The sequence below is a fragment of the Bradyrhizobium sp. IC3195 genome, from assembly GCF_020193585.1.
Classification (GTDB): Bacteria; Pseudomonadota; Alphaproteobacteria; order Rhizobiales; family Xanthobacteraceae; genus Bradyrhizobium; species Bradyrhizobium yuanmingense.
Genome location: NZ_JADYVG010000027.1, coordinates 16,033 through 28,393, shown reverse-complemented (window position 1 = coordinate 28,393; position 12,361 = coordinate 16,033). Strand labels below are relative to the sequence as shown.

At 63.0% G+C, this 12,361-nt stretch carries 10 protein-coding genes; 7 read left to right on the top strand and 3 right to left on the bottom strand.

Annotation, left to right across the window (positions count from 1 at the left end; genetic code table 11):
- Window positions 1-158: 158 nt before the first annotated feature.
- The 5 genes from I6F09_RS32955 to I6F09_RS32935 all read left to right on the top strand — a co-directional run bounded on the left by I6F09_RS32955 (window position 159) and on the right by I6F09_RS32935 (window position 6,783).
- Complete coding sequence (locus I6F09_RS32955) at window positions 159-959, top strand: AraC family transcriptional regulator (protein ID WP_036023887.1); 801 nt, start codon at window positions 159-161, stop codon at window positions 957-959.
- 210 nt (window positions 960-1,169) lie between these two features.
- On the top strand, window positions 1,170-2,036 hold the full coding sequence (locus I6F09_RS32950) for a 3-keto-5-aminohexanoate cleavage protein (protein ID WP_225189869.1): 867 nt from the start codon (window positions 1,170-1,172) through the stop codon (window positions 2,034-2,036).
- A gap of 110 nt (window positions 2,037-2,146) precedes the next feature.
- Window positions 2,147-3,763 (top strand): acyl-CoA carboxylase subunit beta, encoded by a 1,617-nt coding sequence (locus I6F09_RS32945; RefSeq protein WP_225144875.1) that lies wholly within the window; start codon window positions 2,147-2,149, stop codon window positions 3,761-3,763.
- Window positions 3,760-5,736, top strand: coding sequence for an acetyl-CoA carboxylase biotin carboxylase subunit (locus I6F09_RS32940; RefSeq protein ID WP_225144876.1), 1,977 nt, complete (start codon window positions 3,760-3,762; stop codon window positions 5,734-5,736). Before I6F09_RS32945 ends, I6F09_RS32940 begins: the two co-directional genes overlap by 4 nt.
- 243 nt (window positions 5,737-5,979) lie before the next feature.
- Window positions 5,980-6,783, top strand: coding sequence for a hypothetical protein (locus tag I6F09_RS32935; RefSeq protein ID WP_225189868.1), 804 nt, complete (start codon window positions 5,980-5,982; stop codon window positions 6,781-6,783).
- A 105-nt stretch (window positions 6,784-6,888) separates the two neighbouring features.
- Here the strand turns inward: I6F09_RS32935 and I6F09_RS32930 are convergent, their stop codons facing one another.
- Together I6F09_RS32930 and I6F09_RS32925 are read right to left on the bottom strand one after the other, a co-directional pair.
- The gene (locus I6F09_RS32930; RefSeq protein ID WP_036002174.1) at window positions 6,889-7,863 is read right to left on the bottom strand and encodes an ABC transporter substrate-binding protein; all 975 of its coding nucleotides are present in this window, start codon (window positions 7,861-7,863) and stop codon (window positions 6,889-6,891) included.
- A 494-nt stretch (window positions 7,864-8,357) separates the two neighbouring features.
- Window positions 8,358-9,329, bottom strand: a complete 972-nt coding sequence (locus I6F09_RS32925; protein WP_225189867.1) for an ABC transporter substrate-binding protein — start codon at window positions 9,327-9,329, stop codon at window positions 8,358-8,360.
- A gap of 628 nt (window positions 9,330-9,957) precedes the next feature.
- On the opposite strand from I6F09_RS32925, the gene I6F09_RS32920 reads away from it, so the two are divergent.
- Entirely contained in the window at window positions 9,958-10,191 is a 234-nt protein-coding gene (locus I6F09_RS32920) for a hypothetical protein (protein ID WP_225189866.1), read from the top strand.
- An 812-nt stretch (window positions 10,192-11,003) separates the two neighbouring features.
- Here the strand turns inward: I6F09_RS32920 and I6F09_RS32915 are convergent.
- Window positions 11,004-11,375 carry an SPW repeat protein gene (locus I6F09_RS32915; protein ID WP_036002168.1) on the bottom strand — a complete coding sequence of 124 codons (372 nt, stop codon included), beginning with the start codon at window positions 11,373-11,375 and terminating at the stop codon, window positions 11,004-11,006.
- Window positions 11,376-11,912: 537 nt separating this feature from the next.
- Here I6F09_RS32915 and I6F09_RS32910 point away from each other — a divergent pair.
- Window positions 11,913-12,194, top strand: a complete 282-nt coding sequence (locus I6F09_RS32910) for a hypothetical protein (protein WP_036002069.1) — start codon at window positions 11,913-11,915, stop codon at window positions 12,192-12,194.
- Window positions 12,195-12,361: the final 167 nt, after the last annotated feature.

Here is a 12,361-nt window from a genome sequence, read left to right as displayed (position 1 = left end):
AGCGCGATCCCGGAACCTCGAGATTCCCGGTTCGCGCTATTGCGCGTCCACGACGCGCCATGTCTTTTGACAGCGCTATCCTACCGTGACAGCGCCCAAATTTCCGCTAAGGTGACCTCCGTCCGCAGCGGCCAGAGAGCCGCGCGAGGAGGAACCCAATGGAATATAACGGTCGCGAATCCGACCACCTGATGCTGATCACGCCGGAGCGGGTGTTTTATGCGGGCCTGCTCGGCCGTCCGCGCAAACGGACACCCGGCTGCTGCCATGTCTATGTCGCGGTGAAGGGCAATCTGCACCTGACCATCGACGACGTTCTCGCCACCGGCGAGCTGTTCGTCACCCTGCCGAACCAGCGGCACTCCATCGCCAGCGACTATCGCACCGTCATCAGCGTGACGCTGGAGCCGGAAAGCATGGCGGATGGCGTGATTGAAGCCTTGGCCGCGCGCCTGACCGGACCCGATCAGGCCGCCTATGCCCGCAAGATCCTCGCCGCCTACGCCTTGCTGCGTCAGCGCCGCTATGGCGACATCACCACGGCCGAGTTCGACGAGATGTGCTTTGGCGAGGCGCTGCCGCGCCGCGTGCTGGATCCGCGCGTGATGCGTGCGGTGGCCCGCATCGAGCGCTTCTCCGGCGAGCCGGTGACGGCGGATACCTGCGCCGCTGAAGCCGGCCTCTCGGCCTCGCGCTTCCTGCACCTGTTCAAGGAGGAGACCGGCATCTCGTTCCGCTCCTTCCGCGCCTGGAAGCGCGCGCGGTATCTGCTGCACTTCGCCAACCAGGACCTCAACCTCGCCCATCTGGCGCAGGACATCGGCTATCCCGATTCCACGCATTTCAGCCACTCGATCCGCCGCTTCTACGGATTGAAGCCGCGGGCGATCTTCGTCGGCTCGCGCGATCTTGCGATCTACCGCAGCACCGAGACCGTGCGGATGGCGGAGGCTTCGTAGGGTGGGTTAGCCGATCAGATGCGCGAAGCGCAGCTGCTCGGCGTAACCCACCTCTTCAATGTCCACGGAGGCAGACAGTGGTGGGTTACGCCTTCGGCTAACCCACCCTACGAATTCGTCGTTTTTCCCAGCTTCTCCGCGCAAGAAGCCGCATGTCGCGCGTCACATGATCGCAAGCGTTGAATTCTCAACGTGCGAGACATCGAACGCATGAGCGACAAGGCCGTCATCACCTGCGCGCTGAATGGCGTGCTCACCGACCCCAAGCAGCACAACGTGCCCGTGACGCCCGAGCAGATGGCGCGCGAGGCCAGGGCTGCGTTCGAGGCCGGCGCGTCCATCATGCACATCCATTTGCGCCAGCAGGCGCCGGGCAAGGGACATCTGCCGTCCTGGGAGGTCGCGGTCAGCAAGGAGATCCAGCAGGCGATCCGCGAAGCCTGCCCGGGCGTGATCATCAACCACACCTCGGGCGTGTCGGGGCCGAATTACTCAGGCGCGCTCGACTGCATCCGCGAGACCCGGCCGGAGATCGCCGCCTGCAATGCCGGCTCGCTGAACTACCTGAAGGTGAAGGCCGACAACAGCTGGGCCTGGCCGCCGATGATGTTCGACAATGCGGTCGAGAAGGTGAAGGACTATCTCGACGTCATGAACGCGGCCGGCACCATCCCCGAGTTCGAATGCTTCGACGTCGGTATCGTCCGCTGCGTCGGCATGTACCACCAGGTCGGCATGTACAACGGCCCGCTCGAGTACAATTTCGTCATGGGCGTCGCCTCCGGCATGCCGGCCGATCCTGAATTGCTGCCGATCCTCTTGAAGCTGAAGCGCCCCGAGGCGCATTGGCAGGTCACCGCCATCGGCCGCGAGGAGATCTGGCCGCTGCACCAGCGCTGCGCCGAGCTCGGCGGTCATCTGCGCACCGGCCTCGAGGACACCTTCTATCTCGCCGACGGCAAGAAAGTGACGTCGAACGGCCAGCTGATCGAAGCCGTCGCCGCCTGCGCAAGGCGCGCCGGCCGCGAGATCGCGAGCCCCGCCGAGGCGCGGAAGATCTTTGGGACGAACAGGTAAGGTATCGCCCCGTCATTGCGAGCGAAGCGAAGCAATCCAGAATCTTTCCGCGGATGCAGTCTGGATTGCTTCGTCGCTTCGCTCCTCGCAATGACGAGCAGGATCAAGTCATGTCCACCATCGAAAACACCATCTCCCCCGGCAGCGCCGCCTACCAAGCCAACCGCGACGGCATGCTCGGCCTGATCGACCGCATGCGCGCGCTCGAGGAGCGCACGCGCGCCGCGTCCGCCGCGGCCAAGGACCGCTTCCACAAGCGCGGCCAGCTGCTGCCGCGCGAGCGCGTCGCGCTGGTGCTCGATCCCGGCGCGCCCTTCATCGAGCTCTCGACGCTGGCGGGCTACATGTTCGACGTGCCGGATGCGAGCAAGAGTGTGCCGGGCGGCGGCGTCATCGCCGGCATCGGCTTCGTCTCGGGCATCCGCTGCATGGTCAGCGCCAGCGATTCCGGCATCGACGCCGGTGCGCTGCAGCCTTACGGTCTCGACAAGACGCTGCGGGTGCAGGAGCTCGCGCTGGAGAACAAGCTGCCCTATGTGCAACTGGTCGAAAGCGCCGGCGCCAATCTGCTGCGCTACCGCGTCGAGGATTTCGTTCGCGGCGGCAACATCTTTCGCAACCTGGCGCGGCTGTCGGCGGCGGGCCTGCCGGTCGTCACCGTCACGCACGGCTCCTCCACCGCGGGCGGCGCCTATCAGACCGGCCTCTCCGACTACATCGTCATGGTCCGCGGCCGCACCCGCGCCTTCCTCGCCGGGCCCCCGCTGCTGAAAGCTGCGACCGGCGAGATCGCGACCGAGGAGGAGCTCGGCGGGGCCGAGATGCATACGCAGATCTCCGGCCTCGGCGATTACCTCGCCGAGGACGATCGTGACGCATTGCGCATCGCGCGCGAGATCATGGCGGCGCTGCATTGGGAGCGACCGGGCAAAGCGTCGTCGCAGTTCAAGCCGCCGCGCTATGACCAGGACGAGCTGCTGGGCATCATGCCGATGGACCACAAGCGTCCGGTCGACATGAAACAGGTGATCGCGCGCATTATCGACGATTCCGATTTCACCGAGCTGGCGCCGAGTTACGGCCCGGCCACCGTCTGCGGCCATGCCCGCATCGAGGGCCAGGCCATCGGCATCATCACCAACAACGGCCCGCTCGATCCCGCCGGCGCCAACAAGGCGACGCATTTCATCCAGGCCTGCTGCCAGACCCGCACGCCGATCCTCTATCTGAACAACACCACCGGCTACATGGTAGGCAAGGCCTATGAGGAGGCCGGCATGATCAAGCACGGCTCCAAGATGATCCAGGCGGTGACCTCGGCGACGGTGCCGCAGATCACCATCTATTGCGGCGCCTCGTTCGGTGCCGGCAATTACGGTATGTGCGGTCGCGGCTTCCATCCGCGCTTCTGCTTCTCCTGGCCCAATGCCAAGACCGCGGTGATGGGCGGCGAGCAGGCCGCCGAGACCATGGCGATCGTGACCGAGGCCGCTGCCGCGCGCCGCGGCAAGCCGATCGAAAAGGACAGGCTGGACGCCATGAAGGCTGAGATCATCGGTGTGTTCGACGGCCAGATGGATGTGTTCTCGACCAGCGCCCGCGTGCTCGACGACGGCGTGATCGATCCGCGCGACACCCGCGCCGTGCTGTCGGAGGTGCTCGCGATCTGCCGCGAGGGCGATGCGCGCACGCCCCAGCGCATGCAGTTTTCGGTGGCCCGCCCATGAGGAACGGATCAGTGCAGCACCGGCCGTTCTCAAGGGTTCTGGTTGCCAATCGCGGCGAGATCGCACTGCGCGTGATGCGCAGCGCGCGAAAACTCGGCCTCGGCGTCGTCGCGGTCTATTCCGATGCGGATCGCGATGCGCTCCATGTGACGCAGGCGGATCAGGCCGTGCGCATCGGCGAAGCCTTGCCGGCGCAATCCTATCTCAACATCCCCGCGATCATGGCCGCGGCCAGGGCCAGCGGCGCGGATGCCGTTCACCCCGGCTATGGCTTCCTCGCCGAGAACGAGGCGTTTGCGCGCGCCTGCAAGGATGCCGGCCTCGTCTTCATCGGCCCGTCGCCGCAGGCGATCGAGGCGATGGGCAACAAGGCAGGCGCCAAGGAGATCATGAAGAAGGCCGGCGTGCCCATCGTGCCCGGCTACCAGGGCGCTGAGCAAGGCGACGAGGTCATGCTCGCCGAAGCCGGGAAGATCGGCTTCCCCGTGATGATCAAGGCGGTCGCCGGCGGCGGCGGCCGCGGCATGCGGCTCGTCACTGACGCTGCGTCCTTCCCCGAAGCCCTGCGCAGCGCGCGGTCGGAAGCGAAAGCCGCGTTCGGCGATGCTGCCGTCATCCTCGAGCGTGCGATCCAGAATCCGCGCCACATCGAGATCCAGGTGTTCGGCGACAGCCACGGCAATGCCATCCATCTCGGCGAGCGCGATTGCTCGGTGCAGCGGCGGCACCAGAAGCTGATCGAGGAGGCGCCGTCGCCGGCGGTCACGCCGGAGCTGCGCGCGAAAATGGGCGAGGTCGCGGTGTCAGCGGTCAAGGCGCTGCGCTATGAAGGCGCCGGCACGCTGGAATTCCTGCTCGATGCCAGTGGCGCGTTCTACTTCATGGAGATGAACACGCGGCTGCAGGTCGAGCATCCCGTCACCGAGGCGATCACCGGGCTCGATCTCGTCGAGCTGCAATTGCGCATCGCGCGCGGCGAGCCGCTGCCGATCAAGCAGCAGGACATCAAGTTCTCCGGGCACGCCATCGAGGTGCGGCTCTGCTCGGAAGACGCCGCGCAGGATTTCATGCCCCAGTCCGGCCGCATGGCGCGCTGGCAGGTGCCTGAGGGCATCCGCGTCGAGCACGCGTTGCAACCGGGCTCGGAGATTCCGCCATTCTACGATTCCATGTTCGCCAAGGTGATCAGCCACGGCGCCAATCGCGAGGAGGCGAGGGGGCGGCTGATCGTCGGGTTGGAGCAGCTCACCGCGTTCGGCGTGACGACCAATCAGGCGTTCCTGTTGTCGTGCCTGCGTCATCCCGGCTTTGCCAAGGGGGAAGCGACGACGGCTTTCATCGGCGCCCATCGCAACGAGCTGCTTGCGCCGCGTGCGAACGCGGCATTCGAGATCGCGCTGGCAGGCCTGCTGCTCTACGTCACCAACCCGCGCGCGCCGTCGTGGCAGGGCGGGCGGAGCCTTGCCGCCACCTTTCCGCTGCCGGCGAAAATCGACATCGGCGGCGATGCGCACGAGCTCGACATCATGCGCGAGCGCGACGGCAGCTACACCGTCGCCGTCGAAGGCCGCCAGCATAAGTTCGAGATCGACCAGCTCGATCCCGACGCCGTCCGCTTCCGCCTCGCCGGCGTGATGGACAGCGCAAAATTCCTGCGGGATGGCGATCGGCTGTACGTCCAGCACCGCGGCATCCCGCTGGTGGCGAATGATCTCACCCTCGCCGCGCCGAAGGCGACTTCAACGAATGGCGGCGACGGCAAAGTCCGCGCCGCCATGAACGGTCGCGTCGTCGCTGTCCTCGTCAAGCCCGGCGACCGCGTCACCGCCGGCCAGCCGGTGCTGACGCTGGAAGCGATGAAGATGGAGCACGTCCACAAGGCCGGCATCGACGGCGTGGTCAGCGCGATCGACGTCGCCGAAGGCGAGCAGGTCACGACGGGCCGCATCGTCGCGGAGATCGGGGCGGGTTAGCGCCACAAACGCGGTCTCGTAGGGTGGGCAGGCACGCAGCGCCGTGCCCACAAATATCGATCGTAAGCGGAATGGTGGGCCCGCTTCGCTTTGCCCACCCTACGGCTGTGGCGGCCGCTCACGCTCCGAAACTAAAGCGATTTCAATATCTTGCTTGTTACGCAAATCCCACAGCATTTCACATTGAACATAGTTCATTTTGAGCTACCAATATTGAACAATGTTCAATATCTAGAGATGTTCATGCTGCGCGCGCGCGACCAAGCTCAACCGGCCAATGCACTGGTCCCGCCAGTCGTTCGCCGACTCTCGTACGCCCCCCTTCAAACCGGCGAGAAATATCTTATCGGTGCGCTCCTCGTCCTGACGCTCACCGCGCTTCTGGCGCCCGCGATACCCGCCGCCGCTTGGCACATCCCGCATTTCATCGACAGCCGCACCTGGCTCGGCGTGCCCAACGCCGGCGACGTGCTGAGCAATCTCGCCTTCCTCGCGATGGGCGTGTGGGGCTCGGAGCGGCTGCGCGCCCGAAATGATGCGCCGGTGGGTGCAAGCTGGTTCTTCGTCGGGCTGATCCTCACTTGCCTCGGCTCGGGCTTCTATCATCTCGACCCCGACGTGCCGCAACGGCTCATCGCCGATCGTCTCGGCATGGCGGTCGCGTTCGCAGGCTTTCTGGGCATCGCGGCCAGCGAACGCATCAGCGCGCGCGCAGGCGAAACGGTGCTGGTGCTGGCGATGGTTGCTGGCCTGCTCGCTGCCTGGGTGGCCCGCGAGAATCTCACGCCTTGGGTGGTGGTGCAGTTCGGCGGCATGGCGCTGGCCGTGGGCCTTGCGTTGACACGCCCGCGGCCCGGCGCACTTGGCGTGCCGCTCGGCGGCGTGATCGTCTTCTATGTGCTGGCCAAGCTGTTCGAACTCGGCGATGTGACCGTGTTCGAAGCGACCGGCCACATGATCTCAGGCCATACGCTCAAACATCTCGCCGCCGCGCTCGCGGCCTGGCCGGTGATCCGGGCACTGGGATCTAGGCCGTGTACGCATTAAGCGGCTGGCCGCCGGCTGATGTCCGCTTAAGCCCCAACACCAGCGGAGAAGCAGCAATCTTCCAATGCAGCTGAAGGGCCTCATGCGGACTCATGCAGGGCAGCATCATTCAATCACCTCGTCAGCCGTCGCGAGTAGCGCGGTTGGAATATTCAGACCGAGAGCGCGAGCAGTCTTAAGATTGATCACCAATCGGAAGCGTTCCGGCTGCTGGATCGGGAGTTCGGCCGCTTTCGCGCCCCGCAGCAGTTTTGCAACATAACCGGCGGAGCGGCGATTGAGGTCAATGATGTCAGGGCCATACGCGAGAAGGCCGCCTTCGACCGCTTCTTCACGCCAGTGATACACCGCCGGAATGCGGTTTTGCGCGGCGAGCTCGATGATCTTGCGCCGGTTGGCGAACCCGATGGGGTCCACAAGCACGAGCAGGCCCTGAATATCCTTCGAAGCTATGGTCTGGAAAGCAGGGCCTATGTCCTCCACCGAGCGTTTGATCACCGGAAGTATCTCGACCTGCCGGTCCGCGGCGGTTTTCTGGAAGTCGGCCATCAGCCGTGCATGATATTGGTTGTCGGGGTCGAGGAGCACCGCGAACCGCGACGCCCGTGGCAGTAACTCCAACAGAAGCCCGAAATTCTTGCCGCTGCTTGCGACCCCGGTCAGTCCCGTCACGTTTCCACCCGGCCGCGCAAGACTTGCCGCAAGGCCGACACCGACCGCGTCTGCGGTGGCAGTCACGATGGGGATCGTGCCGGTGACTGCCCTGGCGGCAATTGCCTCGGGCGTGCTGGACGCCACAATCACCTCGACTTCGAGAGCCACCAGCTCGGCGGCAAATCTCGCCAGTTGTTCCCGGTCATTCTTCCAGAACCGGCGCTCGATGATGATGTTCGCGCCCTCCACATATCCCATCTCGCGGAGTCCGCGATCGAAGGCTTCGATTCGTTGGTGCGGAACTGACGCCAGGAAACCGATGCGAGGCATCTTCTTCATGAGCTGATGGGCGGGCTGCGCGATCAAGCTGCGCGGCCAAACGGCACCGATGGCCCCGATCAGTGCAATGAACTCCCGCCGCTGCATGTACCCTCCAAGGACCACGCCTGGGGATGACTACATTAGCATTTTGCCATGGGACCGTGTGATCGACGGAGGTATGCGGGATTGAGATGGGCCGTTTGGTTGAATAAGTCGAAAATAACGTCACAGCAAGAACCTCGCTGAATTGGGTCAGAGCGAGTGATGAAGTTCTCGCCTTCAACCCAACTATGCTCTCGGAGCTTTCGCAGAAAAGCATCGAGCGTGCGTTGTACCAACTCCCGGCTCGGAGCACTTAGATAAACAATTCGATGGACACGTTCCTTTTGCCGGGCGCGCGCGGCAACTGGCCAAATTGCGGCCAGTCCGCCGAGAGTCGACATGAAATCGCGTCGCCTCATGACGAGCGCCTCCAAATAGCGGAGCATTATGGGGCGCAATCAGGACCGAGGATAGGGTAATGAGTCCGCAATGGGTCGAATGCAGACGGTCGCGGTCGCGCGGCAAGGTCGCTACGGGCCGACATCGGGCGTAGAGCCTTATTCGATCACCTCGTCCGCACGGGCGAGCAGTGATGGCGGGATTTCGATGCCTAAGGAGCGCGCGGTTGCTGAGTTGAGAACCAAACTGAACTCCGTGGGCTGCTGAATGGGCAAATCCTCCGGCCGAGCACCTCCCAAGATTCGTGCGGCGTAGATGCCGGCTTTTTCAAAGTTTGCGACAAGGCTCGGCCCGTAGCTCATCAGGCCACCGGCCGCCGGAAATTCGCGGAATTCATAGGACGCCGGAAGCGAATGACGATCGGCCAATGCGACAAGTTGCGCACGCAGGTTGAAAAATATCGCATCGTTGCTGACGAGGACCGCACCGACTTGGGCGCTAACAAGCTGCCTGAAAGCTGGCTCTAATTCATCCTGGTTGCGCGCCTTGGCTACTTTCAAGGTCCGCCCGGTCGAACGGGCAACTTCGTCAATTTCCTGAAGCAAGTCTTGATTGTCAGGGTTCACCAAAAATCCGACGGTAGCCTTTTGCTGGAGCAGCTCCTGGATCAGTTCGAGGCGCTTTAGGACAAGCCTCGCTGTCATCATAGATATGCCCGTGGCGTTGCCCCCGGGGTGAGCGAAGCTCTTTGCCAGTCCGAGCTTCACGGGGTCTGACGCGATTACGAATACGATCGGAATGGTTGAAGTCACTTTCCTTGCGGCGAGCGCAACCACATTGCCCCCTCCGATGATCAGCGCTGGATTGAAATGCAAGAGCTCCTGAGCGAGCTCCGGAAGCCTACTGTGGTTTCCTCGTGCCCACCTACGTTGTATCGTAACGTTTTTGCCAACTACGAAACCCCTCTCCGCGAGACCTCTTTCGAATGCTGCGTCATAGGGACTCGCAATGTCGGGGGAACCCACGGACAACACACCGATAACAGGTACCGCTGAACGTTGCGCGCTCGCCGTCAGCGGCCACAGAGGTGCCGCGCCGACAAGAAGCGTGATGAACTCCCGCCGTCTCATGTGCGCTCCTAAACTCTCTGGTGACGGCATCGTAGCCGTTCAGGCGAGCTCATTGAAAGTGGCCAAGGTCAAAAGCGTTGCATCCGCGAACCGCCGCAGACTTCTGTCTCCCCCAGCTCCACGAAGCGAGAAGCATTTGTTCCCGCACCTAGAATTGCAATATGGCAAGCCAATTTGCGACAGCATTACTGCTACACATCTCGCTGCGATTGCTGACCATGCCATTGTTTAAGGGGATCAGGGACCCTGACGATGCTCACGTTCCGGCGTCAGGCACGTGCAACCGCAAGAATGAGTTTCGACCCGGGCGGTTGAGGGGTTGGAGTGCAGGCTCAGACTTCTGCTATGGGTCGAAAGCGGTCCTCGGAGGGCGAGATCCCAATGGTCGGCTGAGGGCCACAAGCGGACATCAACGGGACGATGCAAGAGCACATGGCGGATTTTCGGTTGCCATGATCCGGCCCCGCGCTGGGGAGCACGGAGCGTACAGAACGCTGGCTTGAGGTTGAGGCAATTGGTCCAATCTTCTGATCCATCTTGAAACAAGATCAAGCCTCTCTAAGTCTCACGCCGGAGGGCTCCTCCGACCTCTTTTGGAAAGGATTGCTTGTAACCGTCGAGGACGACGATGATGACACTGGAAGAAAAGCTCGCCCGCTTGCGCACCCACCGCAATAGCATTCACCGCTACCACCGGCTGCTCAAGACCCGCCTTTCCGATCTGGAGCGCGAGTACATCGAAAGCCGTCTCTCCGAGGAACGGGCGGCGCCGGTAAGCCTCGCGCGCAGGCCGTTCCCCATTCCTTTTAAAATGCCGCCGCCAGAGCAGCAGCCGCAGACCTTCAAGCCTGAGGTGACCTGAGCTTGCCGTGGGCATCAGGAGGTCGCTCCCGTGCGACAGCGGCCCATCAACGGCGTCGAGCCGGAAAGAACCGAGGATGACATTACGCGTGAGCTGCTCGGCCCCAGGGGCGTTCCGGGCGGTCCCGATCCCGCCCGCATGGTCCCGCAGGTCGAGAAGAACACGCCAAAGCACATAAGGTGGAGAAACCCCGAGCTCCCGCGATGAACCGAGCGCCAGAAACCGGAACCTTGTTGATCTGGTCAAGGGCAGAGAGGCGGAACGGGTAGTGGCAAATCACCGTTGCTCCGAATTGCGGGGCGCCTTTGATTGCGGTGCAATGATGCAAGACGCTCAGAAGTACATCAACATTGCCGCTCTAGTCGCGCTCGCTGGTTGGCTTGGTCTCTGTTTCAAGATGGGCTGGTACTGATGGGGCGGCTTACGCCCGGAGTAGACCACATCGGCCCCAGCCTGGAGGTTTTTCCGGATCGAAAAACGAGCTGGGACCGAGAGGTCTGCCGTTGGATGGCAAACGCAGCTTGGTCCCAAAAATCATGCCCCGTGGCATTCAAATTTGGGAATCCGACGCAAACGGAATGCCCGATGAACCTAGCCCCGGAGCAAGGCCTTTCCATCGGCACTTTCGGAATTTGGCGCCGGGAGTAAGCCGTTAGCAAGGCTAGCTCGAGCTGCGGCACTTACGGCTGACCCAAGGCCGACTGCGCTGAGTAGCTGCCGGCCCCAGGTCCGCACCGAATTTCGTCCGCGTCGGCTGGACAGGTTTTTCCGATGACGGCGAAGCTATGCCACGAGCCAAACGATCCAGCTTCTCAGCTACCGGTGGTCAGCCGCGGCGGGTTGCGGGACATAATCCAGAGCTCGATCGCTGCCAAGATTGCGACCGCCGCGCCGATGATCACATGCACGGTCATCGCGGTGGTTCCCTGGAAGCCCAATACCCAGGGCGATACCAGTGCCCACAAGCCGACGACGAGGTTCAGCCACTCCTCCCACACCGCGAACGCCGCCAGCGCCGCGACCGCAAGGATCGCGATGGCGATACCGGTGATAACGGCGTTCTGAGAGACCGTCCCCGCATCGAAACCGAATATCCAGGGCGAAACGAACAGTATCGCGCCGAGGATCAGGTTCGCAACGTCACAAAACTTTGCGTTCGTCCAATTCCCTTCCCAATTCTGCATGGCACCCTCCATCGGAGGTTTCGATGCCAAATCAACCGCGTAATCGCCGAGCCGGTTTCCATCGCGGCCCGCGGCATAATGGCAACGGAGAGGCGGACCCGCCGCGCCGGTGCTGTCCTAGGCTGTGTGCTCATTAAGCAGCTGACCGCCTGCGGTCCCAACCTTAACAGCGGCGGGAAAGCGGACGGCTCCGGAGGTCGCTGAAGGGTCAAAATGCGAAGAACTCAGGTTGAGCAAATCTGGACCGCTCTGCCGCGATAAGCAGACCTCTGTGAGACGCAGCGCAACTTCGCAGATGGACCAAAGGCTGAATTTACGGACTTAGTCACTATTGGCACGCGCCAGCAGGGACGTTCGAAGCCCTTCTTCGATTGACACGATCTGACTGTTCTCTCCACTTGGCCAATTGTCGGTTAGAGGCTTGAAGTCGTCGCCGCCCATCCTAAGTTCAGACGCTGCCGGCTGTGTCCGGCAAAACGAAACTCATGCAAAGGATCGAGAAGCCCGCTTGCGCGGGCATAAGTCGAGGGAAGTCACATGAGAAAGCTTGCTCTTGCAATCGCCGCGGCAGCAACGCTCCTCATCGGAACGGTTGCGCCGGCCTCGGCCCATTGGCGGGGCCATCATCATCATTGGGGCGGTCCAGGCATTGGTCCGGCCATCGCGCTCGGCCTGTTCACCGGAGCACTTGCCGCCGCGGCTGCACCTCCGGTCTACTATGCGCCGGTCTATGGTCCGCCGCGATATTATTACGGCCCCCGATATTACCGGACCGTCCGGTATTATCCGGCGGCATACCCTTACTGGTATCCCTGGTGAACTGATGCAAAGGCCCGGCCTGCAACCGGGCCTTATCGCTGCCTGGCATCTCGATCGCCTGAGTACGGCGCTGCCGCGCCCGCGTTTGGGACGACTGGAACCGATGGCAGCAGGAGAAGTTCTGTCGCTAAGATGCAGGTCCGGACGCGCACCGGGCCCGAGCGCGC